This is a genomic window from Pantoea sp. B270 (assembly GCF_018726825.1).
GTDB classification, from domain to species: domain Bacteria; phylum Pseudomonadota; class Gammaproteobacteria; order Enterobacterales; family Enterobacteriaceae; genus Pantoea; species Pantoea dispersa.
This window is the reverse complement of sequence record NZ_JAHCSX010000001.1, coordinates 1,263,234-1,289,457: the sequence shown is the minus strand read 5'-3', so window position 1 is coordinate 1,289,457 and position 26,224 is coordinate 1,263,234. Positions and strand designations below refer to the sequence as shown.

The 26,224-nt window shown below is 55.2% G+C and carries 30 protein-coding genes; 16 read left to right on the top strand and 14 right to left on the bottom strand.

What is annotated here, in order from left to right; genetic code table 11:
• The first annotated feature begins 3 nt into the window (after positions 1-3).
• From KOL70_RS06230 to KOL70_RS23740, 4 genes are all read left to right on the top strand, one after another.
• Positions 4-1,155, top strand: coding sequence for a hypothetical protein (locus KOL70_RS06230; RefSeq protein ID WP_215480373.1), 1,152 nt, complete (start codon positions 4-6; stop codon positions 1,153-1,155).
• A gap of 672 nt (positions 1,156-1,827) precedes the next feature.
• On the top strand, positions 1,828-2,040 hold the full coding sequence (locus KOL70_RS06225) for a cold shock domain-containing protein (protein ID WP_021510003.1): 213 nt from the start codon (positions 1,828-1,830) through the stop codon (positions 2,038-2,040).
• A gap of 20 nt (positions 2,041-2,060) precedes the next feature.
• A complete protein-coding gene (locus tag KOL70_RS23560; RefSeq protein WP_230857119.1) occupies positions 2,061-2,210 on the top strand; it encodes a hypothetical protein in 150 nt (49 codons plus the stop codon).
• Positions 2,211-2,466: 256 nt separating this feature from the next.
• Positions 2,467-2,595 carry a hypothetical protein gene (locus KOL70_RS23740; protein ID WP_256445323.1) on the top strand — a complete coding sequence of 43 codons (129 nt, stop codon included), beginning with the start codon at positions 2,467-2,469 and terminating at the stop codon, positions 2,593-2,595.
• 111 nt (positions 2,596-2,706) lie between these two features.
• Here the strand turns inward: KOL70_RS23740 and KOL70_RS06220 are convergent, their stop codons facing one another.
• The 4 genes from KOL70_RS06220 to KOL70_RS06205 all read right to left on the bottom strand — a co-directional run bounded on the left by KOL70_RS06220 (position 2,707) and on the right by KOL70_RS06205 (position 4,383).
• Entirely contained in the window at positions 2,707-3,267 is a 561-nt protein-coding gene (locus tag KOL70_RS06220; RefSeq protein ID WP_215480372.1) for a diguanylate cyclase, read from the bottom strand.
• A 177-nt stretch (positions 3,268-3,444) separates the two neighbouring features.
• Positions 3,445-3,615, bottom strand: a complete 171-nt coding sequence (locus KOL70_RS06215; protein WP_058774586.1) for a hypothetical protein — start codon at positions 3,613-3,615, stop codon at positions 3,445-3,447.
• Positions 3,616-3,684: 69 nt separating this feature from the next.
• Positions 3,685-4,077 carry a YgiW/YdeI family stress tolerance OB fold protein gene (locus KOL70_RS06210; RefSeq protein WP_127834767.1) on the bottom strand — a complete coding sequence of 131 codons (393 nt, stop codon included), beginning with the start codon at positions 4,075-4,077 and terminating at the stop codon, positions 3,685-3,687.
• Positions 4,078-4,152: 75 nt separating this feature from the next.
• Positions 4,153-4,383, bottom strand: a complete 231-nt coding sequence (locus KOL70_RS06205) for a hypothetical protein (protein ID WP_125310105.1) — start codon at positions 4,381-4,383, stop codon at positions 4,153-4,155.
• A 387-nt stretch (positions 4,384-4,770) separates the two neighbouring features.
• Here KOL70_RS06205 and KOL70_RS06200 point away from each other — a divergent pair, with 387 nt between their 5' ends.
• Positions 4,771-4,941 carry a hypothetical protein gene (locus KOL70_RS06200; protein WP_165899336.1) on the top strand — a complete coding sequence of 57 codons (171 nt, stop codon included), beginning with the start codon at positions 4,771-4,773 and terminating at the stop codon, positions 4,939-4,941.
• Positions 4,942-5,175: 234 nt separating this feature from the next.
• On the opposite strand, the gene KOL70_RS06195 is transcribed toward KOL70_RS06200, so the two are convergent.
• Positions 5,176-5,907 carry a trans-aconitate 2-methyltransferase gene (locus KOL70_RS06195; RefSeq protein WP_215480371.1) on the bottom strand — a complete coding sequence of 244 codons (732 nt, stop codon included), beginning with the start codon at positions 5,905-5,907 and terminating at the stop codon, positions 5,176-5,178.
• Positions 5,908-6,158: 251 nt separating this feature from the next.
• On the opposite strand from KOL70_RS06195, the gene KOL70_RS06190 reads away from it, so the two are divergent.
• On the top strand, positions 6,159-6,806 hold the full coding sequence (locus KOL70_RS06190; protein ID WP_215480942.1) for a metallophosphoesterase: 648 nt from the start codon (positions 6,159-6,161) through the stop codon (positions 6,804-6,806).
• Between the two features lie 6 nt (positions 6,807-6,812).
• Here the strand turns inward: KOL70_RS06190 and rsmF are convergent, their stop codons facing one another.
• From rsmF to yebS, 3 genes are all read right to left on the bottom strand, one after another.
• Positions 6,813-8,237: a 16S rRNA (cytosine(1407)-C(5))-methyltransferase RsmF gene (gene rsmF / locus KOL70_RS06185; protein ID WP_031280200.1), complete on the bottom strand. Its 1,425-nt coding sequence runs from the start codon at positions 8,235-8,237 to the stop codon at positions 6,813-6,815.
• Between the two features lie 113 nt (positions 8,238-8,350).
• Positions 8,351-10,984, bottom strand: coding sequence for a PqiB family protein (locus tag KOL70_RS06180; protein ID WP_058771299.1), 2,634 nt, complete (start codon positions 10,982-10,984; stop codon positions 8,351-8,353).
• Positions 10,953-12,197 (bottom strand): membrane integrity lipid transport subunit YebS, encoded by a 1,245-nt coding sequence (gene yebS, locus KOL70_RS06175; RefSeq protein ID WP_058771236.1) that lies wholly within the window; start codon positions 12,195-12,197, stop codon positions 10,953-10,955. Before yebS ends, KOL70_RS06180 begins: the two co-directional genes overlap by 32 nt.
• Before the next feature lie 218 nt (positions 12,198-12,415).
• Between yebS and KOL70_RS06170 the strand changes: the two genes are divergently transcribed.
• The 4 genes from KOL70_RS06170 (at position 12,416) to htpX (ending at position 16,845) form a co-directional block, all read left to right on the top strand.
• Complete coding sequence (locus KOL70_RS06170; protein WP_058781836.1) at positions 12,416-12,916, top strand: GAF domain-containing protein; 501 nt, start codon at positions 12,416-12,418, stop codon at positions 12,914-12,916.
• A 96-nt stretch (positions 12,917-13,012) separates the two neighbouring features.
• Positions 13,013-13,693, top strand: coding sequence for an RNA chaperone ProQ (gene proQ / locus KOL70_RS06165; protein ID WP_010616374.1), 681 nt, complete (start codon positions 13,013-13,015; stop codon positions 13,691-13,693).
• 20 nt (positions 13,694-13,713) lie between these two features.
• Positions 13,714-15,753: a carboxy terminal-processing peptidase gene (gene prc / locus KOL70_RS06160; RefSeq protein WP_021510017.1), complete on the top strand. Its 2,040-nt coding sequence runs from the start codon at positions 13,714-13,716 to the stop codon at positions 15,751-15,753.
• A gap of 210 nt (positions 15,754-15,963) precedes the next feature.
• On the top strand, positions 15,964-16,845 hold the full coding sequence (gene htpX, locus KOL70_RS06155) for a protease HtpX (protein ID WP_021510018.1): 882 nt from the start codon (positions 15,964-15,966) through the stop codon (positions 16,843-16,845).
• A 42-nt stretch (positions 16,846-16,887) separates the two neighbouring features.
• Here the strand turns inward: htpX and KOL70_RS06150 are convergent, their stop codons facing one another.
• Positions 16,888-18,270, bottom strand: coding sequence for an MFS transporter (locus KOL70_RS06150; RefSeq protein ID WP_215480370.1), 1,383 nt, complete (start codon positions 18,268-18,270; stop codon positions 16,888-16,890).
• A gap of 162 nt (positions 18,271-18,432) precedes the next feature.
• On the opposite strand from KOL70_RS06150, the gene kdgR reads away from it, so the two are divergent.
• Positions 18,433-19,224: a DNA-binding transcriptional regulator KdgR gene (kdgR, locus tag KOL70_RS06145; RefSeq protein WP_215480369.1), complete on the top strand. Its 792-nt coding sequence runs from the start codon at positions 18,433-18,435 to the stop codon at positions 19,222-19,224.
• A 40-nt stretch (positions 19,225-19,264) separates the two neighbouring features.
• Here the strand turns inward: kdgR and KOL70_RS06140 are convergent, their stop codons facing one another.
• Entirely contained in the window at positions 19,265-19,501 is a 237-nt protein-coding gene (locus KOL70_RS06140) for a YobH family protein (protein WP_021510021.1), read from the bottom strand.
• 218 nt (positions 19,502-19,719) lie between these two features.
• Between KOL70_RS06140 and KOL70_RS06135 the strand changes: the two genes are divergently transcribed.
• The 5 genes from KOL70_RS06135 to rlmA all read left to right on the top strand — a co-directional run bounded on the left by KOL70_RS06135 (position 19,720) and on the right by rlmA (position 22,865).
• Complete coding sequence (locus tag KOL70_RS06135) at positions 19,720-19,995, top strand: YebO family protein (RefSeq protein ID WP_021510022.1); 276 nt, start codon at positions 19,720-19,722, stop codon at positions 19,993-19,995.
• Between the two features lie 18 nt (positions 19,996-20,013).
• Positions 20,014-21,012 carry an MBL fold metallo-hydrolase gene (locus KOL70_RS06130; protein WP_215480368.1) on the top strand — a complete coding sequence of 333 codons (999 nt, stop codon included), beginning with the start codon at positions 20,014-20,016 and terminating at the stop codon, positions 21,010-21,012.
• 538 nt (positions 21,013-21,550) lie between these two features.
• The gene (locus tag KOL70_RS06125; protein ID WP_110866451.1) at positions 21,551-21,625 is read left to right on the top strand and encodes a DUF2627 domain-containing protein; all 75 of its coding nucleotides are present in this window, start codon (positions 21,551-21,553) and stop codon (positions 21,623-21,625) included.
• A gap of 83 nt (positions 21,626-21,708) precedes the next feature.
• Positions 21,709-21,918, top strand: a complete 210-nt coding sequence (cspE, locus tag KOL70_RS06120; protein ID WP_021510024.1) for a transcription antiterminator/RNA stability regulator CspE — start codon at positions 21,709-21,711, stop codon at positions 21,916-21,918.
• 140 nt (positions 21,919-22,058) lie between these two features.
• Positions 22,059-22,865 (top strand): 23S rRNA (guanine(745)-N(1))-methyltransferase, encoded by an 807-nt coding sequence (rlmA, locus tag KOL70_RS06115; protein ID WP_215480367.1) that lies wholly within the window; start codon positions 22,059-22,061, stop codon positions 22,863-22,865.
• On the opposite strand, the gene KOL70_RS06110 is transcribed toward rlmA, so the two are convergent.
• The 4 genes from KOL70_RS06110 to manX all read right to left on the bottom strand — a co-directional run bounded on the left by KOL70_RS06110 (position 22,862) and on the right by manX (position 26,093).
• The gene (locus KOL70_RS06110) at positions 22,862-23,320 is read right to left on the bottom strand and encodes a DUF986 family protein (protein WP_021510026.1); all 459 of its coding nucleotides are present in this window, start codon (positions 23,318-23,320) and stop codon (positions 22,862-22,864) included. The two genes, rlmA and KOL70_RS06110, sit on opposite strands and share 4 nt — an antisense overlap.
• 92 nt (positions 23,321-23,412) lie before the next feature.
• Entirely contained in the window at positions 23,413-24,258 is an 846-nt protein-coding gene (locus KOL70_RS06105) for a PTS mannose transporter subunit IID (protein WP_021510027.1), read from the bottom strand.
• Between the two features lie 14 nt (positions 24,259-24,272).
• Positions 24,273-25,073 (bottom strand): PTS mannose/fructose/sorbose transporter subunit IIC, encoded by an 801-nt coding sequence (locus KOL70_RS06100; protein ID WP_031280203.1) that lies wholly within the window; start codon positions 25,071-25,073, stop codon positions 24,273-24,275.
• Between the two features lie 57 nt (positions 25,074-25,130).
• A complete protein-coding gene (gene manX / locus KOL70_RS06095) occupies positions 25,131-26,093 on the bottom strand; it encodes a PTS mannose transporter subunit IIAB (RefSeq protein ID WP_058757739.1) in 963 nt (320 codons plus the stop codon).
• Between the last annotated feature and the right edge of the window lie 131 nt (positions 26,094-26,224).

Below are 26,224 nucleotides of genomic sequence, written 5' to 3'. Positions count from 1 at the left end.
TCAATGGACGCGACTAAAATATTAGAGTTTAAGGATTTATATGAAGAGTTCATTGATAATGAGGGTGAGTTATCATATCAGTTAGTAGATAATGAATTTCACTGCTTCAATGATCATGTCGTTATTCCTGTAAGAGCTATAGAAAGTTCGATAAACATCTCTATGGCTGATGATATTGAGATATATTCGTCTACTGGTAACTTGATTGGTGTTTTGTGCCCTCTAGCCTACCCGGAAAATGAACATATCATTGCTAGACTTAATGAAAAAAGACTTTTTGCATATTTTGTTGATAATCTAGTACATACTCAACAAAGTGATAGCTATGGTTTCATTAATCATTATGTGTTGATTGAATTAAGCGCCTTTTCTTACTACAAGACGGTTATGGGCACATCTGAATATTGGGGGGGATATACTCATAAAAACCTGAACTCTACTAGTTCCAGAGTGATTAGTGAAATAAAAATTCGTGAAGAAATTAAAGTGTCGTCAACAAATCACGAAGAAAGTATGGTGCTAGCTGTTCATTCATCTAGCTCATTTGAACGGTTTTTAAAATATTACCATCAAATCGAACTATTGTTCGACCCCCTCTTTATTTCGAGGTTAAAAAATATAAATTCGGCTGATTTAAGAGATTACGCTGGATTAATAAAAGAATTTAATTATGGCAAAAAAACCGAATTGGAGACATTTAAGTACATTCTCAAAAAATATTTGGTTGATTATAATTCTATAATTGAAAAGATGAAGCTCGTGCAAAATCATCTTGGTATTGCTAACGATATGTTCTTTGTGCTTGGTAAGGAACAAAATCCCTTAAAAAGTCATGACGAGTGGATTATTTTAATTGACTTACTATCTAGAAGTTCACTTGATCTTACTTCTTGCTCGACTTATCAACCAGTTAATGGATCGACTGTGAGGCTTATCAACAAAAATTCTCAAGAAGTTTTCAATGAATTTATAGTTAACTTGTGCAGTTATTGGATCTATAGGATGAGATGCTGTATCGCACACAATAAAATAGGAGAATATATATTCAGTTATAATGATGAAAGTTTTGTTTCTGATTTCGGAGAGCATTTACTTTTAGAGATTATCAGGGATATATTCTCAAATTCAGTTCTTCATGCAGATATAAATGTATAATCTATGATGGGTATGCCGCTATACCCATTTATAATTTTTACAAAAAAGAGCCACTTTAAAAATAAGCATCAACTTGACCTTGGTTATTCATCGGTTAGATTTATTTCTTAATTAATGATAGTTGAGCTATGCTATTAACGTTCAATGAATATAATCTGATGCCATGTATGTCAGACTTAAAAATTGTGGTGATTGGAATTAGTAATTGAATCTCTTTCAATGGTAAGTTGTCGTCAAATACTAACATAAAAGACTGGTTTTTTATTTTTATGTGTTATGTGTCTTTTTTGTGTCTGCTTCGTCTTATCTTATTGTTCATCATGCAGAATTGCAGCCATGGCCGCAAAAGACGATTGTTTTTAAAGCCTGATGCTGCAAAAAGGAAAAAAGTGTCCAAATCTATCCACTTAAAATTTTAAACGCGGCGCAGTCACCGCTTCGTCATACCCGGAATTTATCAATAAATTTTATTACCCCTTGTGTTTATCCGCCAGACGTGCGTTAATGCATCTCCGGTCTGATAAGCAGACAGTCCCATAGTTAGTTCGTTTTGTATCTCTCATCTGTGTTAGTGCCTTTCCTGTGCCTTTCTCTTTGAGTTTTATCTCAGGTTCTGATGTGTCGCTGCGGTTCAGCCTCTAATGCCATATGGCTCATTATCAAGGTATAAACATGTCAAATAAAATGCTCGGTACAGTAAAATGGTTCAACGCTGAGAAAGGTTTCGGCTTCATTTCTCCGGAAGACGGCAGCAAAGACGTTTTCGTCCATTTCTCTGCCATTCAGGGAACTGACTTCCGTTCACTCGATGACGGTCAGAAAGTTGAATTCTCTGTGGAAAACGGCCCTAAAGGTCCGTCAGCTGTTAACGTTACAGGTCTCTGATTATTACAGTAATTAATGCTATGAGATGCCCACAATGTCAGGGCTCTCAATATCGCCAGTCCATTTTTGACAGGAACAGGCAAAATCCACTCGGCGCAAAATGTATTTTTTGTAAGTCGATTATGATTGCCATCGCCTCGTCGTTGTATGTGATGAAAGAAGCGAATTAATTCAGTTGTGTTATTCATGTGGCGAAATAAATTAATAACCACACCTGATGACTAACGCAGCGAGTACCCTATTATTGGTCACCTTCGGGTGGCCTTTTTTGTTTATCGCGTTAGCCGAGGGCAGGCGATAAGCAAAGCGTTAACCCATAACTAATTTACTTCTTACGCTTAATTCACAGATGCGTGATAAACCCGCCGGGCTGAAGGATAACGCAACTAAAATAGTTATTACCCAATGTGGGGTATGGAGGTGCTTATGTCAGAACGACCCGATGATGTCACTCCGCTGCCTGACGATGCGCAGGTACCCGGCGAAGAGCCGCTTGATGACGATGATGATACCGACACCGGATTGCCTGAAGACGATGGGCAAAAACCGATCTAATCGATAAACCTCCTGCGGGAGGTTTTTTTTATCTTGCCGGTACTGGCTGTGGTGGAATCAATAGTTCCCCCAATCATCCACATTTCCGTTAAGCGCGGTGGTTGATGCTGTTCATGTTGGGGCGTTTTTCTTCACGCGCCGGGTACGCAGATATTCTTCCAGATAAGGCAGTAGTTCAAACACCACGATTGCGCACAGTACGCCAATAATATAACCCTGCGGTAGCGGATCGGCACGCAGCGTAAGAGTAAACCGGGGCGTTTCATTGCCGGCCCCAAACAGCGCGAGAAATTGCGGCCAGTGACGGGAGATCACCAGTAGCAGCGCCATCAGCGGCACCATTTCGAGAAAACTGTGGATGTGTTGTTCGACCGGCGTCACTTTTCTGCTTTTCACCGCGTAGCTGACGTCCCATAACGCAGTGGCTTCATGACAAAAAAACAGCACGATCATTAGCGCAATAATCAGCGCATTGACCTCAAGAAATAATGCCAGCAGCAGCGGAGTGCCCATCTCCAGAAACATTAAAATATGTATCCATGTCTCTTTAACGCCGGAGGTGTGCTCTATTTCGGTTGCGCGATGGCAAAGCCAGTCGGCAAAGCCAGCAATAAGCCAAACCGGTAAGACAAAATAGAGTAACAGCAACATTTGTGGATCAAGACTGTGCATCAGCATATCCTTTATTTCAGCGTAATAACCAAGCATAGCTATGAAAAATTAATCAGGATAATGGCGGTGAACTTTAATTAAGCCAGACGTAAAAATGCCGCCGGGAATAAAACCAGGCGGCAATAAGGACGATAAATTTTCAGGGCAGGGCGTGATAAGTGCTGATGCCGCTAACAGTCAGGCCTGCGGCTGACCTACCGGCCCCTTACTCATTGGACCGCCGGGCACCGGTTGTTCTGCAGGGACATTAGGGCGTCCGTCCGGGCCAATTGGCCGTTCAGGTTGCTGACAGCCAGCCAGCGCGGTCAGGGTGGAGAGGATTAACAGACTGGCAAACAGGCTCTTCATGCGATGATTTCCTGCGAAGGGGATGATAATGCCCGCCGCACACGCGACGGCGGACCGGACGATAATGCATTAAGGTTCTTCGATACGTGCAACATCCACACGGGTATTTTCGCCCCGGCCATACACTTTGCCGCTTACCCGTACCTGATCCTCAGCGTTATAGGTTTTGCCTTTGAAGGTATCGGCAGCGGCTTTAATAGTGATGGTGCCGGTGCTGTCACGAAACTGATAATTATCACCGCTTAACTTTTTAACGATATAACCTTCCAGCGTGACATAGCCGCCCTGACGAAAATCCCGAATCTGTTCGATATGTGTCTGGCCGGTATCTTCAGAACCTTTATAACCGGCGTCCTGTTGTTTCTGCGGCGGCGGGGTTTTACCGCCCTCAAAGCCGCCCTGTTCAGCGATAGCGCCCAGACTAAACACCATCAGCAGTGACGCCAGTACCGTTTTTTTCATCATAATCATTCCCTCTTGATTGCAACATTCCACAATGACTTAAGCCTGGCACAGGATCGCGCATCGCGGGGGCCGTTACGCTGAATCGTTATTTAGCACGCTGGCCGGAATGTCGATGCGATCGCCCAGCGACCAGCGTTTCTGCCCCAGCACGCGCTGCGGCGTGGTGTCCGGTACGTTGAAATAGTAACCGGCTGCGCCGTTATCGTCGGGCTGCGCTTCGAACAGCGTGTCCGGACGGATGCCCATCTCATTGAGGTCCTCGTCGCTTAACGCAAGGTAGGTGGCTAATGCAGACTGGCTCATGGCTTTCCTCCTGTCTTATGGGTACGTATTCAGTTAAGCATCGATTGGTATTTATGCCATCGGCTGCGCTTATTGCAGGCGGGTGATGATTTGACGAACGCCAGATGCTGTTCTTGACTGAGTCGTACAGGCATTAAATTGAGGTCGCTACCATGACTGAGCTATTCCATATTATTTCCGTCGGTACCCTTGTTGCCGGACTTTATTTGCTCAATTAGCGCATTTATTAAGCGCGATAACATTGCGTGAGATAATACGCAAGTGACGTTGTCACATTTGATGCATTGTCATGCTGAGCGCAACGCAGCGGATATTTGCAGCAGCCAGCCACAGCGAAAAATGGTATAACAGGGCGCATTGATTGATGGCCGCTTAACAGGATTTCGCATGGCAGCAAATACACACTATCTTCTCTGGGTAATGATTGGCACGCTCACCATTCTGAGCATTTTTATCGGCGCGATTGTCGGTCAGGCCAAAACGCCGCGCACCGGTTTGCTGACCTTTGCCGGTTTGTTTGTCGGTTTTATGCTGGCGATCTTTTTAATCACGCGTTAGGCATAGATTGGTCATAGCAGTAGTGTGATTGTGATATGCACCGTTGACTCAGCCAGACAGCGTGCCAGATCAATAGTTGAGAATGATAGTTAATATCATTTAACTTGTTCGGAATTATCTTAAGCGTTACAGTAGGTGCCGTCCCTTACAGAGCTAACACCTTGATTGAGTGCCGGAGATAAGCGCCGGGGGGAATTTTCACAGGGCTGCAGGATGCAGCCACTGCTGAAAACCTTACAGCGGCCTGCGCGCCGCCAGCAAAAACAGCATCGGACGCTCGCGCTCCTCGTCCAGCGCCGGATTCTCCGCTACCTGCTGTACATCCGGACCCCACTCATCCAGCCGTTCAATCACCAGACCGGCGGCAATCAGCGCATTGATCCACGTTGCCAGCTTGCGGTGCTGCTTCTTCACGCCAGCGGCAAACCAGTTGCTGACCCGTTCACCTTCCTGCTGATACTGATTGACTGGCCAGCTGCGCTGCCCGGCATCATCAATGAACCACTCCTGCTGACGCGGAGCGGTATAAATCGGATGCTCGCATGAAAACACCAGCGCGCCGCCGGGACGTAACGCATGAAAGATCGTGGCAAACAGGGCGTCGATATGGCTGAGATAGTGCAGCGCCAGCGAACTGTACACCACGTCAAAGGTGCTACTGAGCTGCAGGGTTTCGAGATCAGCGCGCTGGTAAGTGATGCCGGGACGATCGGTCATGGCAGCGGCCTGCGCCAGCATTTTTTCTGACACATCCAGCCCCACAACTTCACGCGCGCCTTGCTGCTGCGCGTAACGACAAAACCAGCCGTAGCCGCAGCCCAAATCCAGCACGCGCTGGTCACGCAGTTCAGGCAGCATTGCCCGCAGCGCGGGCCACTCGGGCGCGCCGTCCAGGCCGTTGACCGAACGCGGCAGGGTGGCGTAGCCAGCAAAAAAATCGGGGTTATCGTAGATATTCTGACTCATGGAGACTCCTTTCAGTGATACGCAAAGGAGTGTAAGCGTTTAGCGCGGCATGAAACACCGCTCAGCCAACAAAAAGCAGATGCACCAGACGCGCGAGCGACTCCAGCAGCAGCAGGCTGCCAATAAAAATCATCACGAGGATGCCAACAAACTGTTTCCGACTGCTCACGCTGATGCCTCCGCGGCTACCCCTCACCGGACTATACTTTATGCCGGGTTTACTAAACTTCCAGTCAACCGGGGCAGATTACATGTTTTATCAGACGCTGCGTGCAAATAACTGGCGCAATATTTGGGTGGTCGGTGATTTGCACGGCTGCCGCGCGCAGCTTGATGCGCAGCTGCTGCGGCAGGGCTTTGATCGGCAACAGGATCTGCTGCTATCGGTCGGGGATTTAATCGACCGCGGGACGGACAGCCTCGGCTGTCTGCAACTGCTGGAAGAGCCGTGGTTCCGCTGCGTGCGCGGTAATCACGAGCAGATGGCGCTCGATGCGCTGCAGGGCGACGATCCGATGCTATGGATGATGAACGGCGGGGACTGGTTCTGGCAGCTGAGCGGTGCGCGGCTGATTGCCGCGCGTCATGCGCTGAAGCGCTGTGCCGATCTGCCGCTGATTTTACATCTGCAATTCGAAGAGCGCGTCATTGTCATTGCTCATGCCGACTATCCTGCCAGTGTCTACGCACTGGGACAGGATGTCGACTGGCATCAGGTCGTCTGGAGCCGCGACCGGCTCGCTCGCCATCAGCGCGGTCGTTCGCAGCCGATCGCCGGCGCCAGTGCGTTCTACTTTGGCCATACGCCGCTGGAGCAGCCGCTTAACGCCGCGAATCAGCATTACATTGATACCGGCGCGGTATTTGGCAACCGGCTGACGCTGGTGCAGTTGCAGTAATGGTTGTTAACGGAACAGCCGGCCGTCGCGCACCAGTTCACGCGGATAGCTGTTTTTGATGCGGCTTCCGACGCGTTTCGCCAGGCCCAGCGGCTGCTGCTGGTAAGTGACAATCACCTCATCGCGCACGGGCGGTGTGTCGGGATGGATATCCTGTCCGCGATACCAGCTTTCCGCCTGCGCTTCGTCCAGTTCGAACGCCAGCGCGCTGTCCGGTTGCGCCAGCGCCACCACCGCTTCATGCTGCCAGCGAAAGCCTTTCGGGAAGGTTTCCGCCAGTTTGAGACCGATACGCGAGAAACGCACTTTGCTGAGCCAGCTCTCCAGCGCCGCCGGGAACAGCCACAGCTCTTTGTCGCGCTGCCACAGTGTCAGGCTCTCATCCCAGTGTAGCCCCACCTTGTGCGCGGCCTGCGCCACCTCCGCCACCAGCTTGCGGCTGGCGGGCGAGAAGGGCAGCTTGCCGAGTTTGTAGGTCGGCGCCGGCAATGGCGGCACGCTGGCAGTTTTGCGCAGCCGCGCGACGAAAAAGCCTTCGCTGTCGAAGATATGCGGAAACACGTGCAGGAAGCCTTCCGGCGTCAGCGCGCGTTCGGCGCCAGCGAACAAATCGTTGAGCGGCACAATTTCCAGCGCCTGCGGATAGCGCTGCTGCAGCCAGGCAATCACCTGCTGGTTTTCGATAGTATTAAGCGTACAGGTCGAGTAAATCAGCGTGCCGCCCGGTTGCAGCGCGTGAAAAGCGCTGTCGAGTAAATCGCGCTGGGTGGCGGCGATGGCCTCGGTGCTGGCCAGCGTCCAGTTGCGCAGCGCGTCAGCATCTTTCCGTACCACGCCTTCGCCGGAGCAGGGCGCATCCAGCAGTATGGCATCGAACTGTTCCGGCAGCGCGGCACCAAAGACGCGCCCGTCAAAATGGGTCAGCGCCACATTGCTGACGCCGCAGCGGCTGATATTGGCATGCAGCACTTTCACCCGACTGGCGGAGTATTCATTGGCGAGGATCGCGCCTTGATTGCGCATCAGCGCGGCCATCTGCGTGGTTTTAGAGCCCGGCGCAGCGGCCACATCCATCACCTGGCGGGCATCCGGCGCGGCGTCAAACAGCGCGCTGACCGGCAGCATTGAGCTGGCTTCCTGAATATAGAACAGACCGCTGAGGTGTTCCGCGACGCTGCCGAGCGGCAGCGATTCGTCATCACGCGCAATCCAGAAGCCTTCCCGACACCACGGAATCGGCGTCAGCTGCCAGCCATAGCCCGCCACGCGCGTGAGAAAATCCTCCACGCTGATTTTCAGCGTATTGACGCGCAGACTGCGGCGCAGCGGCTGCTGACTGATGGCGAGAAAGCGTTCGAGTTCGGCCTCGTCGGCCAGGCTGGCGCGCATCAGCGCGAGAAAATCTTCAGGAAAACGATCGGACACGGATATCTACCGGACTAACAAAGTGAGGGCGAAGTGTAACGCCGAGCCCGGCTCAGGTACAGCCGTGCGCAATATCCCTGGCGCAAATAAGTCGGGCAGCCCGCAGGCTGCCCGTTGTCTCAGTTTGGCGACGGAATCGCCGTGCCCCAGTTGCGCCACTCTTTTGGCGCTTCATCCTGCAGCAGGAAGTGCTTGTCGGCACCGGCCTGCGGCGCCAGCGGCACCGTCGGTGGCGTGGCAAACTGGATGCCGCCGCGAATGAACTGCTGGAAGGTGCCGGTTTTCACCACGCCGCCAATCAGGCCAAAGTCGAGGTTATAACCGGAGGCCAGCCAGAACACCGAGTTGTTACGCACCAGATGCTGATACTTCTTGCTGATGCGCAGCGCGATTTGCACGCGGTCGGCCATGTTACCCAGCGAAGTGCCGGTTACCGTGCCGACTTCTACACCGCGGAACAGCACCGGCGTGCCAATCGACAGCGATCCGGCTTCGGTGGTATCCACATAGATGTTCAGTCCGTTAAGGTAACGCGAGTCGGTAATGGTGCTCTCCTGCAGCTCAAAGCTGCGCGCCAGCGCGCCTTTGCCCGGATCCACGTTCACATACGGCTGCAGCAGCGTTTCCAGGTGATTGACGCCGGCGGGCGAAATCTCCGGCGAGACAACAGAGAAGCGGCTGCCGATGCGCGCGAAGTCCTGCACATACTCCGGATAGAGCACCGCTTTCGCCACCACCTGGTTGTTATCCTGGCTCAGCGCCAGCGACTCCACCTGACCGACGTTGATGCCGAGGTAGCGGATTGGCATGCCGGCCGACAGTTTGCTGGCATCAAAGGTGTGCAGGGTAATCTGGCTGCCGACCGCACGTGCGGCGGTTTCTGACGGATAGAGCACGCGCTTAACGCCTTTCGCTGCCTGCGCGCCCGTCAGGTTATCAAAGCTGATTGCGCCTTTTAGCGCGCGGTTCAGCGGCGAAGCCTGCACGGTCAGACCGCTGCCGTTGAGCTGGACTTTGGCACCGCCTTCGGCCCAGAACACGCTTTCGCTGGTCAGCAGCTTGCGATATTGCGGCTGGATATGGACCGAAATCTCAAACGCATCGGCGCGCGGCACCACATCCACCACTTCACCGACCTGGAACTTGCGGTACAGCACCACCGAGCCGGCCTGTACATCCGGCAGGCTGTTAGCGGTGAGTTTGAGCGTGGTCGGCGGCTGATCGCCGGTAATGCCTTCCGCCGCGCGCTCTGAGTCGGCGTACAGCGGATAGCGGCTGGACGGCTGACCTTTCGCACCCGGCACCAGCCGGATACCGCCGTCGACCCATTCGCGCGCGCTGGCACCCAGCACCTGCATGCCGTCGAGGCCAAATTTAACGTCGAGACGGCTGTTAACGATGAACTTACTGTCGGCGTGTACCAGCTGGCGGTGCTCCGGATTGATGGCCGCCACAAAGCTGATGCCGTTTTCATCCAGCCGGCGCGAAATGACCTGGCCGATCTTCACGCCATACAGCATCACCGGCTGTCCGGCGTCGATACCGTAGGTTTCCGGCGCGCTGAGCTGAACGGTGAGCACATCCGGCTTCTGCAACAGCGTTTCGCTGGCTGGCAGCACGCTGAAGTGATCCTGCGGCTCACCTTCGCCCGGAACCAGTTCCAGCGTATTGCCGGTCAGCAGGCTGCTCAGGCTGGTGTCGGTCAGGCTGAGTTTCGGCGCGCGCATCTCAATCCGCGTGCCGCTGCGCATCAGGCCGGTGACGGAGGGATCGATCGTCAGCTCACCGGACACTTTACCGCCCGGCAGCAGCGTCAGTTTGGTCAGGGTGCCCACTTCCAGCCCCTGATACATCAGCGGCGTGCTGTCGGCTTTCAGGTTGTCGCCGTTGGGCAAATCGAGCGAAATCAGCACGCCGCGCTGGCTGTGCGCCAGATCCGAATAGAGCTGATAGTTTTGATCGCTGTTGGCCTGTTCGCCGCTGTCCGGTGAGTCAAAGGCAATTGCGCCATTCACCAGCGCGGCCAGGCTCTCCAGCTTCACTTTGGCGCCGCTCAGGCTGACATCGGCGTCAACGCCCGACACATTCCAGAAGCGGCTCTGTTTTTTTACCAGGTTGGTAAAGCGCCGCTCAATCAGCACATCGATGGTCACGCCATCGGTATTACCGTTGATGCTGTAGTCATAGACGCGGCCGACCGGAATTTTACGGTAATAGACCAGCGAACCGGTGTTGAGCGAGCCGAGATCGGGCGCGTGCAGGTGAATCAGCAGTTCGCCGGTGTTTACCCGGTATTTCGGCTGGGTATCCAGCGCGGTAAAGTGGTCGCGCTCTTTGCCGTCGCCGGGCATCATGCCGATGTAGTTACCGCCCACCAGCGCATCCAGACCGGAGACGCCCGCCAGCGAGGCTTTTGGCGTCACCAGCCAGAACTGGGTGTTCTCCCGCAGCGCATCGCGCATGTCGCTCTTGATGCTGGCTTTGATCTGAATGCTGCGGTAGTCATCGCTCAGCACAATGCCCTGCACGGTGCCCACTTCCACGCCCTGATAGCGAATCGGCGTGCGGCCCGGCACGATGCCGTCCGCGGTCTGGAAGTTGATGGTGATGGTGGTGCCGCGCTCCTGATAGTTAGTCCATAACAGCCAGCCGGCAATCAGCAGGGCGATAATGGGCAAAAGCCAGAACGGCGAAATCTTGCGTTTATTACGCAGATTAGCGCTAGTCGGTGTAGTCGGCGTTTCCTGTTGCATGTGCATCCCAGATCAGGCGGCTATCGAGCCACTCAACGGCCATAATGGTCAGGATGACTGCCGCGCCAAAGTAGAAGGCGGCAGGTCCCATGGTAAAAGCCAGCAGCTGGTCACGATTGACCAGCGACATGGTTAAAGCAATGACGAACAGATCCAGCATCGACCAGCGGCCCACCCAGGTGACGGCACGCAGCAGACGGATGCGGGTTTTCAAACCCTGTTCACACTTAAAATGGATGCTAAGCAACAGCGTCAGCATCACTAACACCTTGGTAAACGGCACCAGAATACTGGCGATAAACACCACCGCGGCCACCGGCACGTTACCGGAGGCGAGGCCAAGAATACCGGAGAAAATGGTGTCTTCGCGCCGCGCACCGTTGACGTACACCACCGAAATCGGCAGCAGGTTAGCCGGGATCAGCAGCACAATCGAGGCGATCAGCGCCGCCCAGGATTTTTGCAGGCTGTGGCGGCGGCGAAAATCGAGCGGCGTATGGCAGCGCGTGCAGCGTCCGCGTTCATCGGGCATACCGGTATGGTGGCAGTTCAGGCAAACCTGCCACCGCTCGGGCGGTTCGTGCGGCACCGACTGCGGGTAATAATGTTCCCACAGCTCCTCCACGTTGAGATGAATCAGCGTCAGCAGGCTCATAATTGTTAGCGCGATATAGGCGACCAGCCCGTAGCCGACCTCCAGCGCGGCATAATCCTGCACCTTAATCGACGCCACCGCCACGCCGACCAGATAGATATCCAGCATGACCCACTCTTTGAGCTTCTCCAGCATCAGCAGGACCGGGCGCAGGTTCATGCCGAGCGCGTGGCCAATCCACAAATAGCAGATGCCGGCCACCAGCGTCACCGGCGCGCCAATCGTGCAAAACGCCACCATGGCGGCTGTCAGCACGTTGCCCTGTTGCGCCATCTGCAGCACGCCCTCCAGCAGGCTGGCGTTGATGCGCATGCCAAGCAGGCGGATATCCACCAGCGGCAGGCTGAAGGCGAACGGCATCAGTACGATCATCGTGACGGCCATGGCGGTGAGCCGCGTCATTGACCAGTCGCGACCGTTCTGAATACGGGCATGACAGCGCGGGCAATAAGCCGACTGATGCGATTTCACATCCGGTAAGGAAAAAAGGGTATCGCATTGCGGGCAACGCTGATAACGTGCGTGGGGCAACGTCTGGCTGATGGCGTGAATTTTCATAAATGACGCAAGGGGCCCATTGTTCGTTACAGTTACCGGCATGCGGAGCAGAGCACGTCTGTCTGCATCAATCTGTGGTACGAGAATAGTCTCAAGCATAGCGTGCTAAGGGTATAGTAACTAACACAATGATTCACCTTGTGGGGTTGGATTATTAGTGCTTATTTTAACAACTGAGTGACAACAAGGTCACGCCAGTGATGAGTTATGGTTAAACAATGAACAAAAAAGCCTTTTACGAGGATTTAAATCGCGATGTCCGCGCACTGTTAGCGGGCGAAACTTCTTTCCTGGCGGCGCTGGGCAACTGCAGTGCGCTGCTGTTTGAACGCCTGGAAGGGGTTAACTGGGCAGGCTTCTATTTGCTGACCGAGCCGGAGACGCTGGTGCTGGGTCCGTTCCAGGGCAAAATCGCCTGCGTACGCATTCCGGTGGGTAAAGGCGTATGTGGCACCGCGGTTGCGGAGGATAGCGTGCAGCGGGTTGAAGACGTACACGCTTTCCCGGGGCACATTGCCTGCGACGCCGCCAGCAACGCGGAAATCGTGATTCCTCTGAAAGTGAATGGCACGATAGTCGGTGTTCTCGACATCGACAGTACGGTTTATTCTCGCTTCGATAGCGAGGATGAAGCGGGGCTGGTAGCCCTTACCGACGGGCTTTGTGCAGTGCTGGCGAACAGCGACATTGAAAAATTTCTTCAGCTGACGCGCAGCTAATCGACTGGATCACATAGCATTTGGCGATGTTGTCATTATAATGTCGCCTGTTCATGCCTGCTCTGGTCGGCAAACCCGTTGTAATCAGGAAATTTCATGGAAAATCAACCTAAGTTGAACAGCAGTAAAGAAGTCATCGCCTTTCTGGCGCAGCGTTTTCCGCACTGCTTTAGCGCCGAAGGTGAAGCGCGTCCGCTCAAAATCGGTATCTTTCAGGATCTGGTGGAGCGCGTTCAGGGCGAAAACAGCCTGAGCAAGACGCAACTGCGTTCGGCCTTACGCCTTTATACCTCAAGCTGGCGTTATCTTTACGGCATTAAAGCCGGTGCCACCCGTGTCGATCTCGACGGCAACGCCTGTGGCGTGTTGGATGAGCAGCACGTAGAACACGCGCGCAAGCAGCTGGAAGAAGCCAAAGCGCGCGTGCAGGCGCAGCGCGAGCAGCAAAAAGCGAAAAAACGTGAAGCCGGTGAAGAGACCGCTGAGCGTCGTCCGCGCAAACCTGCTGCCCGTAAAGCGGCGGAGGGTGACGCACCGCGTAAGCCACGTCCACAGGCCCCACGTGCTGCGGCCGGTGAGCGTCAGGCTGCTCCGCGTCCACCGCGGGCAAAGCCCGTCACTGACACTTCAACGTTGCAAGCGGGTCAAAACATCAAAGTCAAAGCAGGCAAAAGTGCAATGGACGCTACCATCCTGGAGATTACCAAAGATGGCGTCCGGGTCCAGCTCGCTTCCGGCCTGGCAATGATTGTGCGCGCAGAACACTTGCAGTTCTGAAACGGAGGCCCGACCCTGGCATGAACAGCATTTTTAAGATCGGTATGATCGCGGGCCTGCTGCTGGCAGGCCCCACCTTTGGCGCGGACAACATTACCCGCGCCGACCAGATTCCCCAGTTACACGAAGAAGCACAGCATCCTACCGTCAGTGAACGCGTCACCTCGCGTTTCACCCGCTCTCACTATCGTCAGTTCGATCTGAATCAGGATTTTTCGGCGAAAATTTTTGACCGCTACCTGAATCTGCTCGACTACAGCCATAACGTGCTGCTGGCATCGGACGTGGCACAATTCGCCGACAAGAAAACCACGCTCGGTGATGAGCTGCGCAGCGGCAAGCTGGATGTGTTTTACGATCTTTATAATCTGGCGCAGAAGCGCCGCTTCGAGCGCTATCAGTATGCGCTCAGCGTGCTGAACCGCCCGATGAACTTCACCGGCAATGACACCATCGATATCGATCGTGCCAAAGCACCGTGGCCGAAAAGCACGGATGAGCTAAACGCGCTGTGGGATGCCAAGGTGAAGTATGACGAGCTGAGCCTGAAGCTGGCCGGGAAAGATGACAAAGAGATTCGCGAGACGCTGACCAAGCGCTACAACTTTGCCATCCGTCGTCTGGCACAAAGCAACAGCGAAGATGTGTTCCAGCTGGCGATGACCGCGTTCGCGCATGAAATCGACCCGCATACGAACTATCTGTCACCGCGTAACACCGAGCAGTTCAACACCGAAATGAGCCTGTCGCTGGAAGGCATCGGTGCCGTGCTGCAGATGGATGATGATTACACGGTGATCAACTCGATGGTGGCCGGTGGTCCGGCGGCCAAGAGCAAATCCATCAGCGTGGGCGACCGCATTGTGGGCGTCGGCCAGCCGGGCAAGCCAATGGAAGATGTGATTGGCTGGCGTCTGGATGATGTGGTGTCCAAAATCAAAGGGCCGAAGGGCAGCAAAGTGCGCCTCGAGATCCTGCCAGCCGGCAAGGGCACCAAAACCCGTACCGTGACGCTGACGCGTGAGAAAATCCGTCTGGAAGATCGCGCGGTGAAGGGCACCGTGCACAACGTCGGCAAAGAGAAAGTCGGCGTGCTGGATATCCCGGGCTTCTATGTTGGCCTGACCGATGATGTGAAAGTGCAGCTGCAGAAACTGCAGAAGCAGAACGTCGACAGCATCGTCATCGATCTGCGTACCAACGGCGGCGGCGCGCTGACCGAAGCGGTATCGCTCTCCGGCCTGTTTATTCCGAGTGGCCCGGTGGTGCAGGTGCGTGACAATAATGGTCGCGTGCGCGAGGACAGCGACAATGACGGCATCGTTTACTACAAAGGTCCGCTGGTGGTGCTGGTCGATCGCTTCAGCGCCTCGGCGTCGGAAATCTTTGCCGCGGCGATGCAGGATTACGGCCGCGCGCTGATTGTCGGCGAACCGACCTTTGGTAAGGGCACGGTGCAGCAGTATCGCTCACTCAACCGCATCTACGATCAGATGCTGCGTCCGGAATGGCCAGCGCTGGGCTCAGTCCAGTACACCATTCAGAAGTTCTACCGCATCAACGGTGGCAGTACTCAGCGGAAAGGCGTCACGCCGGACCTGCTGATGCCGACCGGTGTGGAAGCGGCAGAGACCGGCGAGAAGTTTGAGGATAACGCGCTGCCGTGGGACAGCATCAACGCGGCGACCTACACCAAAACTGGCGATATCACGCCGCTGGTGCCGCAGCTGACCAAAGAGCACGCCGATCGCATCGCCAAAGATCGCGAGTTCCAGTACATCATGAAAGACATCGCGCGTTTCAACGCGATGAAGGATAAGCGTAACATCGTGTCGCTCAATCTGGCCCAGCGCGAGAAAGAGAATCACGAAGAAGATGCGCTGCGTCTGGAACGTATCAATGCGCGCTACCAGGCGGAAGGCAAAGCGCCGCTGAAGAGCCTGGACGATCTGCCGAAAGACTACAAAGAGCCGGATCCATATCTGGATGAAACGGTGAAAATCGCTAACGATTTGGCCCAGCTGGAAAAAGACCAGCCAGCGCCGGCGGCAGCGAAGTAACCCTTCGGCCTGAAATCACAGCACCGCTGCGGCGGTGCTTTTTTTTGCCTGCAACTCGCCGCCCGGCAGGCTGCAGCCGCTACCATTACCAAATGTAAAGTTATGTCTTTTTAGGCACTTAAAGATTAAGGTCGCTTGAAAAGCGCCACAATGGACATAGGATGTATATCCGCGCATGAGCGCGAGCACAACTGAGGAAGATTAACGTTTATGATGCGTATTGCGCTTTTCCTGGTCACCAACCTGGCGGTGATGTTGGTATTCGGACTGATTCTGAGTCTGACAGGAATCCAGTCAAGCAGTGTTCAGGGTCTGATGATTATGGCAGGTCTGTTTGGCTTTGGCGGTGCGTTTGTTTCACTGCTGATGTCCAAATGGATGGCGTTACGCTCGGTCGGCGGTGAAGTGATTGAACAACCCCGTAACGAGACGGAACGCTGGCTGATGGAAACCGTCGGCCGCCAGGCTCAGCAGGTCGGCATTGCGATGCCGCAGGTGGCGATTTACCACGCGCCCGATATCAACGCCTTTGCCACTGGCGCACGCCGTGACGCCTCGCTGGTAGCGGTGTCCACCGGTTTGCTGCAGAACATGAGCCGCGACGAAGCGGAGGCGGTGCTGGCGCACGAGATCGCCCACATCGCGAACGGTGACATGGTCACCATGACACTGATTCAGGGTATCGTGAACACCTTCGTGATCTTCATTTCGCGTATCATTGCGCAGGTGGCGTCTGGCTTCCTGTCCGGCAACCGCGACGGTGAAGAGAGCAGCAACGGCAATCCGCTGGTCTATTTTGCCGTGGCGACGGTGCTGGAACTGGTGTTTGGTATTCTCGCCAGCATCATCACCATGTGGTTCTCGCGCCATCGCGAATTCCACGCCGATGCCGGCTCAGCGAAGCTGGTGGGTCGTGAAAAGATGATTGCCGCGCTGCAGCGCCTGAAAACCAGCTACGAACCGCAGGAACCCAGCAGCATGATGGCGTTCTGTATTAACGGTAAAGGTAAGTCGCTGAGCGAGCTGTTTATGTCGCACCCGCCGCTCGACAAGCGTATCGAAGCGCTGCGCAGCGGTGCTTATCTTAAGTAAGCCACATAGAAAATGAACAGGGCGCCTGCGGGCGCCCTTTTTTTATGACTCTGCCGGCTGACGGCTTTGCGTCATGCGCAGCATACTGACGATCGCCGCCACGCTGGCAAAGGTTCCGGCCAGCAGCAGCGAGGCATGCGTGCCGCTGTCGTTGAACAGGTTAAACATCAGCGCCACCAGCGCGGCACCGGTGCTTTGCCCGACCAGTCGCGCGGTGCCGAGCATGCCGCTGGCACCGCCACTGCGCTGGCGCGGAGCCGACGAGATGATGGTGTGATTGTTGGGTGACTGGAACAGCCCGAAGCCGGCACCGCACAGCATCATGCGCCAGATAATATCGGCATCTGTGGGTTGTGCAGGCAGCAGCGCCAGCAGGAACAGCCCGGCGGCAAACAGCGCCAGCCCCAGCCCACCCAGCAGCCCGGCATGAATCTTCTCGATCAGACGGCCGGCAATCGGTGCCATCACCATGGTAGCCAGCGGCCACGGCGTCAGCAGCAGACCGGTCGCGACCTCATCCCGGCCCAGTACGTTTTGCAGGAAAAACGGCAGCGACACCATCGCCAGCATTTGTGCGCAGAAAGAACAGATCGAGGTGCCGATCGACAACGAAAACACCGGAATGCGCAGCAAATCCACCGGCAACAGCGGCACCGGCATCGCCAGCTGACGCCGTACAAACACCACGCCGATCAGCAGCAGCGCCAGCAGCATACCCGCAATCAGCCAGCCATTTTCTCCCTGCGCGAAGCCGGTCAGCGCTGAAATCAACAGGCCGAAAAACAGCGCATTCATGATGGCGCTCGGCACATCAAATTTCTGCTGCTTCGCTTTCTGCGTGTTATCCGGCAGGAAGCGCAGCGCCAGCCACAGCGCCACCACACCGAGTGGCACGTTGATCAGGAACAGCCATTTCCAGCTGGCGATGGAGAGAATCGCGGCCGCCACCGTGGGACCGGCGGCGCTGGAAACGGCCACGATCAGCGAGTTGATGGCCATGCCGCGTCCCAGGAAGCGCTGCGGGTAAATAATACGGATTAGCGCAGTGTTGACGCTCATCAGCGCCGCACCGCCGAAGCCCTGCAGCACGCGCGCCACGGTGAGCATATTCAGCGAAGAGGAAAGGGCGCAGAACAGCGAGGTGAATACAAACAGCACCAGCCCGACCTGATAGACGCGCCGGTAGCCGAACATATCGCCAAGAAACGACAGCGACAGCAGCGAAATCACGATAGCGATTTGATAGGCGTTGACGATCCAGATCGATTCCGCCGGGCTGGCGTTCAGCTCACGCGCAATGGTCGGCAGCGCCACGTTGGCAATTGCGCCGTCCAGCACCGCCATCATGATGCCAAGCGCTATGGTAATTATCGCGCCGTAGCGCTGTGGAACGGGTAATCCATCCTGAGACACGGTAGGAGACATAAACAGGGAGAAGTGAAGTAAGTGAATATCATCATGCTAATCAATTTTCTGCCTGAAATCACCGCATTAATGGACAAAAATTACAAGTGGATGTGTCGTTGCCGCCGTCCGGCTGTAACCTCTATACTGGCGTTTTTTGCAAAAGCGTTAAGGAAGTCCCGCATGGCGAGCCGCGATAACGATAAACAGCCGGATGCCGTTTCATCGGTGATGAAAGTGTTTGGCATTCTGCAGGCGCTGGGCGAAGAGCGCGATCATGGCATCACCGAGCTTTCGCAGCGGGTTATGATGTCGAAAAGCACGGTCTACCGCTTTCTGCAGACCATGAAATCGCTCGGCTACGTGGCGCAGGAGGGCGAGAGCGAAAAATATTCGCTGACGCTCAAGCTGTTTGAACTTGGCGCGCACGCGCTGCAGAACGTGGATCTGATTCGCAGCGCCGATGTGGAAATGCGCGAACTGTCGCGCCAGACCAAAGAGACCATTCATCTCGGCGCGCTGGAAGAAGACAGCATCGTCTATATCCACAAGATTGATTCGCTGTATAACCTGCGCATGTATTCACGCATCGGCCGGCGTAATCCGCTGCACACTACCGCCATCGGCAAAGTGCTGCTGGCGTGGCGTGAGCGCGCGGAGGTGAACGACATTCTGCGTGAAGTGGAATTTCGTCGCAGCACCGCTAACACTATCGTCAGCGCGCAGGCGCTACTGCCGGTGCTGGAGCAGGTCAGGCAACAGGGCTTTGGTGAGGATAATGAAGAGCAGGAAGCGGGAATTCGCTGTCTGGCGGTACCGGTATTTGATCGCTTCGGCGTGGTGATTGCCGGCATGAGCCTCTCGTTCCCGACGGTGCGCTTCTCCGAACCGGCAAAAAAAGAGTATGTGGCGATGCTGCACCGTGCCGCGCGTAAGGTGTCGGAGCAAATGGGTTATTACGACTATCCGTTCTGAATTCTGCCGGGCTGACGCGCAGCCCGGCAGGCGGCTTAATTTAGTTATCGACCACTTCGCCGCTTTTCTTCAGCAGCGGACAATCGGTAACGCCAACAATGCCGCTGTCGGTGTGCAGATACTGTGCGGTAATCATGCCGCGCGCGGTCAGGTAGCTGCACTGTAAGCCCAGCCCGGCTGCGTTTTTATTGCTGCCGGTTAACACGCCGTAGCCGGTAAACAGCATCGCCAGCCACAAGACAGCCAGCACCATCACCGCACGAATCAGTAGTTTCATTTTTATCTCCTTGTGTTACATAACGCAGCTGTTCCCGCATTGCTGCGAACTCTATAGTAGCAGCATGCCTCGCTTTTCTCGCCGGATCGATCAGAGATAACTGAAAGCGGCACGCAGGCGGGATAATCTGCTTTATCTCCGCCACCATATCTTTTCCGCACGCAACGAGTAGAATCAGCGGCGATGTACATGAATGATGTTTGAGGATTGATGCAGTTATGAACGAATTAGCCGCCAGTACCGGTCCGCTGTTTAACTATGGCGTGCTGGCCATCATTGTGGTTGTGGCCTTTATTGCCTGGTTTTTTGTTAACCGGGCCAGCGTGCGCGCCAGTGAACAGCTTCAGCTGCTGGAAGCGCTGCTGGAAGAGCAAAAGAAACAGAACGCGCTACTGCGCCGTATCGCTGAGGCGCAGCCGGTGGCCGAAAAAGCGCAGGATGAGCAGGATACCGGGGACAAGCGCGACTTTATTCGCCTGATCCCGGAACGTTAAGCCCACAACGGAGAGGCCATGGCCTGGCAAAATCCCTGGTATGACGCTTCGCTGGCCCATCATACGCCGCACGGCTTTCGTAACCCGGAAGAGGAGTTGCGTCAGCCTGGCGATCTACAGCGCTGGCGGCGCGAGCGTAAGCAGCAGAATCTGCCGCTGCCACCGCAGTCCGGCTATGCGGCCTTTACCGCCAGCTGGTGCCAGCAGGCCGACCTGAGCGGTGAAGATGACCGTGTCTGGTGGCTGGGCCACGCCGCGCTGCTGTTACGTCTCAATCAGCGCTATATTTTGATCGACCCGGCGCTGTCGGCACGCGCTTCGCCGTTGCCGTTTGCCGGGCCGCAGCGTAAAACCCCGGCGCCGATCAGCGTGGCGCAGCTGCCGCATCTTGATTATGTGCTGATCTCGCATAACCATTACGACCACCTTGATCGGCCTACAGTGAAACGCATCGCCCGCCGCTTTCCTGCCGCGCACTTTCTGGTGCCGCTGGGGATGGCCGACTGGTGTCGCCGGCGTGGCGTGCGCACCGTCACCGAACTGGACTGGTGGCAGCAGGTGCAACTGGACGATATTAGCTTCACAGCCGTTCCCGCGCGCCACTGGAGCATGCGCACCTTCTGGGATCGCAACTGGTCGCTGTGGTGCGGCTGGGTAGTGCGTAATGCGCAGCTCAATTTCTGGTTCTCCGGCGATAGCGGCTACAGCGATAATCTCTCTGCCATCGCGCAGCGTCTGGGGCCGTTTAATCTGGCTGCGTTACCGATAGGTGCCTATGCACCAAAATGGTTCATGCGCGGCCAGCACATGGACCCGGATCAGGCGGTACAACTCTGGCAGCAGATAGGGCGACCGCTGGCAATTCCTATTCACTGGGGCGTGTTTGAGCTGGCGGACGAGTCGCTTGACGATCCGCCGACGGTGCTGGCGCAAGCATTGCAGCAGGCGGGCGAGGTCGATGCGCCTTTTGCCCCATGGCGAATTGGCGAGAGCCGCAGCCTGATGAATTACGATTAAGATTTATCCTAAGCCATTTTTGTTAAATGCCAGCGGCTTCCGCGCTTTTTAACATTTAATTGTTGGGTGTTTAGAAAAAAATGAGATAAATGCCAGCGTGCAGTCTGCCTATATTTGGGGCAACGGCGATTATATTTTCCTGATTTTGGTGCAAAACTATTATTAACTTGTACTGTCAGGAATTTATTGTACAAGATTTAAGCGCTGCGCAGTTATGTTGCTCATTGCACAACGGCCAGTGAAATAGCTTATCTGTGCCATATTAATGCAATATTTTTTGCCTAGAATTATTCGGTTTAAATGTGAAAAAGCAGCGTTTGCCGCTGCGCTTGACGAAACGCGAGTCTGGCGCTAACTATACTGACGCATAGACTTTTTTGCACACGCCGAGGCGTTGCTGTCAATAACGTTATCCACCTTTCGCTGCCGGTTTCAGGCAATTATGTGCGGCATGTCGATCACTGTTTAAAAATGGCTTGCCATTAATTAGCGGATATGTGATAACGAATCGTGGGTCAAACGAGGTACAGTTCTGTTTATGTATGGCATCTTCAGTAAAGAAGTTACGAGTAAAGACGTTGACGTTGAATACCGCTTCCTTGCCGAACCTTAAATTAGTGCCTCATTCAGTAATGTCTCTGGTTTCTCTGTAAGACTGCCTGCGGGCAATATAAACACTCTAAGGAATTTGCAAAAATGGCAAAGATTAAAGGTCAGGTTAAGTGGTTCAACGAGTCTAAAGGTTTTGGTTTTATTACTCCTGCTGACGGCAGCAAAGACGTGTTCGTTCACTTCTCTGCTATCCAGGGCAACGGTTTTAAAACCCTGGCCGAAGGTCAACAAGTTGAGTTTGAAATTCAGGACGGCCAGAAAGGCCCGGCAGCAGTTAACGTTACTGCTATCTGATTTCGCACTCAGGCTCGGTGTCATGCACCGCTGAATCGAATCTTAAAAGCCCTGCTCAATGAGCGGGGCTTTTCTTTATCCTTTCTGTTACCGGATGATCAGGGTAAACTGCGCCGCGAATCGCTAACCCGGAGTTATCTATGTCGTTGATTTGCCCACTTTGCCACCTCGCTTTGCACCTGCACGCCAGCAGTTATCGCTGTGCGTCCGGTCATCAGTTCGATCAGGCGAAAGAGGGGTACGTCAACCTGCTGCCGGTGCAGCACAAAGGTTCACGGGAACCGGGCGACAGCGCAGAGATGCTTCAGGCGCGCCGGGCCTTTCTGGATGCCGGACACTATCAGCCGCTGCGCGATCGGGTGGCGCAACGTCTGGCTCAGCCGCTCAAGAACCGGCCCGCGCAGCTGCTGGATATCGGCTGTGGCGAAGGCTATTACACCGCCGCCCTGGCTGCCGCGTTGCCCGACAGCCAGCTGTACGGTCTGGATGTGGCTAAAGCCGCGGTGCGCATGGCGGCAAAGCGCTATCGCGCGGTTAACTTTTGTGTCGCCTCCAGCCAGCGCCTGCCGTTTGCCGATGGTTCACTGGACGCCATCGTGCGCATTTACGCGCCCTGTAACGAGCAGGAGCTGAGCCGCGTCATCAGGTCTGGCGGCTATTTGCTGACGGTGACGCCGGGGCCGCACCATCTGCAGCAGTTTAAGGCGTTGATCTATCGCGAAGTGCAGTTGCATACGGCGGAAGAGAAAAACTATGCGGGATTTGAACAGATCGATCAGCAAAACCTTCACTACACGATGACACTGAACGGGGCGGAAGCGGTGAGCCTGCTGCAGATGACCCCTTTTGCCTGGCGTGCGCGTGAAGCGGTGTGGCAGCAGCTGGCCTCCAGCGCCACCTTTAGCTGTGACGCGGATTTCACCCTGACGCTGTGGCAGCGCGTTTAACGCGCCTCCACCAGCGTATGATAGATTTTCTCCAGGTCGTCGAGCTGTTTCACCGCAATCAGCAGGCGACGCTGCTCCAGCTGCATCACCAGAATGCCATCCTCTGACAGGTTCATACTCTGAATACGCCGGTAATCGATCCACACGCTGGCAAAAAACAGGCCGTCATTTTTCATCAGCAGCCGCGGGCTGCGGATCCAGAACAGCCAGATAGCCATAAAGCACAGCACCATCAGCAAAGTGGTGGTGAGCTGCGGGCCATGATGGCTGACGTTGTTCCACAGCAGAATCAGTAGCAGCACGATAAAGATGCCACTGTCGATTTTATGGCGGCGTCGCAGGGTGACGCGCAGTCGGGTCGGTCCATTGCGGCGGGGCAGGATGACATCGTCGTAAATCGCAAACAGGGCGAGAGCGGCGATCAGCAGGGCAATCAGGGCGTCAGTCAGTGACATACAGGCTTCTTCCTCAACCGAAGTGACCTCAGCGTTGGCGCTCAGGTCACGCCGTTCAAAAAACGCCGGGAGTCTGACTCCCGGCGGTGAGATTACAGACCGAGCAGGCCGATCCAGTAACCAAAGATACCGATGGCAAAGAAGCCAACGATGATCCACAGCGCGTTAACTTTACGGCGCAGCAGCCACATACAGCCAAAGGTCAGCAGCAGTGGAATCAGGCCGGGCATCAGTTGGTCGAGAATCGACTGCACGGTGGTGACCGTGGTTTTGCCGGTCTGGTCGGTGATGCGGGATACCACCAGCGGCACGTTGACGTGTGTCCACTTGTTGACCAGCGCCCCCATGACAAACAGGCCGAGTATCGATGCCCCCTCGGTAAGTTTTTGCAGGAAGCCGCCGCCCATATCGCTGACGATATCCACCCCTTTGCGATAGCCATAGGCCACGCCGTAATAGCGGGTCAGCATACGCGCAATGTTAAACAGGAAGAAGAACAGCAGCGGACCAAGCAGGCTGCCGCTCATCGCGATACCGGCACCCAGTGCGGCGAACACCGGACGCACGGTCCCCCAGAAAATCGGGTCGCCCACGCCAGCCAGCGGCCCCATCAGGCCCACTTTGATCCCGTTAATGGCACCGTCATCGATCGCTGCCCCGTTGGCGCGCTGCTCTTCCATTGCCATGGTCACGCCGAGCACTGGCGCTGCCACGTAAGGATGGGTGTTAAAGAACTCAAGGTGACGCTTAATCGCCTGTTTGCGCTCGTCGTTGTTTTCCGGATACAGGCGACGGATCACCGGCACCATTGAGAAGCAGAAGCCCAGCGCCTGCATGCGTTCAAAGTTCCACGAACCCTGAAACAGGTTAGAGCGCAGGAACACACCGCGCACGTCACCGGGGGTGAGTTTCTTTGGAGTATTGGTTGTATCTACCATGATGTCACCTGTTCCTAGTCGAGTTCGTTGTCGAGGTCGTTGTTAGCCGGGCCCGCCGAGGCAGCGCCTGCGACGCGGTTGTATTTTGGCGCCAGCTGGATATACAGCACCGCCATTACCACGCCAATCACGCCCAGCGCCACCAGGTTAAAGTTGGTGAACGCGGCGGTGACAAAGCCAAGATAGAAGAACGGCATCAGGTAACCGGCACGCATCATGTTGATGACCATCGCGTAACCGACCACCACGATCATGCCGCCGGCGATGTTCAGACCATTGGTGACCACTTCCGGAATTGAACTCAGCAGGCTGTGTACCGCGCTGGTACCGACCGAGACCGCCACAATCAGCGCCGGGATAGCGATACGCATCGCCTGCAGCAGCAGGGCAGAGACGTGGATCCACGAAATCGCCGTCAGGTTGCCTTTCTCCGCAGCTTTATCCGCGGCGTGCTGGAAGGCGACAGTGATGGTACGCACGATGATGGTCAGCACCTGACCGGCTGCGGCCAGCGGGATGGCCAGCGCAATACCGGCACCGACGCTTTGACCGCCGGCAATGACCAGAATGGTGGAGATGATGGAAGCCAGCGCCGCATCCGGTGCCACTGCCGCACCGATGTTCATCCAGCCCAGCGCGATCATCTCCAGCGTACCGCCGATGATGATGCCGGTTTTCATATCACCCAGCACTGCACCAATCAGGGTACAGGCCACCAGCGGCCGGTGGAACTGGAACTCATCGAGAATCGATCCCATCCCGGCAATACAGGCCACAATAAATATCAACACTATTTGTAGCGAGGTTATTTCCATTGCATTTTTCCTCAGCAAGATCAGAACTTTTTGCCCACGCGCGCAGGCACAGGCGAATCAGGCATTGACCTTCGCAATCAGGTCCATCATTTTCAGTTTCGGGTCGTTGGAGACTTTACGCACTTCCAGTTCGATACCGCGCTCATTCAGCTTGCGGAAGGCAGCGATGTCCTTCTCATCCACCGACACCGCGTTATTAACCTGCGTTTTCCCCTGACGGAAGGCCATGCCGCCGATATTCACCGACTTGATATCCACGCCTTGCTCCACCACGCGCTCAACATCGGTCGGATTGGTAAACAGCAGCATCACGCGATCGGAACCGTACTTCGGGTTGTTCCACACGCGGATCATCTTGGCGATATCCACCACGTGGGCGGTCACGCCCGGCGGCGCCACCTGAGTCAGCAGGGTTTTGCGTACGTGATCGTTAGCCACTTCATCACTGACGACGATGATGCGCGTCACGTTGGTCTCTTTGGTCCAGCGCGTGGCCACCTGGCCGTGGATCAGACGGTCATCGATACGGGCCAGGCCAATTTTCATGTGTTCGCCCGGTGCCAGCGGTTTCTGCGGCTGGGCAGGAGCTTTCGGGGCGGGCGCTGCCGCTGCCGGCGCGGCGGATTCGGTTTTGAGCGCTTTAACCCCCTCGCGGCCGGCCTCGACGGCGATGTGGATCAGCTCTTCCAGCGATGGGTCGTCATCGCGCCCCATCAGGGTTTCCACCAGCATGGGAATGTTGACCCCGGCAATAACGTCATAGCCCGGTTTGTCCACCACGATGCGGCTGGCGGCGTTAAACGGGCTGCCGCCCCAGGTGTCCACCAGAAACAGCACGCCTTTCGACGTGTCGAGTCGGGCGAGCTGAGCCTGATATTTTTCGATTAGCGTTTCTGCATTCTCGCCGGGCACGAAATCAATCCATCCGACATTTTCCTGCTCGCCCAACAGCATTTCTGCTGTTTTCAGCAGCTGTTCTGCCGCCCAGCCATGTGTACCAATTACAAGCGCAATGGTCACTTGCTACCTCCGTTCGCATGAGAGTTCCCGACCATGGCCGGGAATCATTGAGAATTACCGTTGTTATTTTCTGTGGATCGCCCGGGACTAAATTGAAGAAAGTCATCAGGAAAAGGCCCAAAACATTCCGC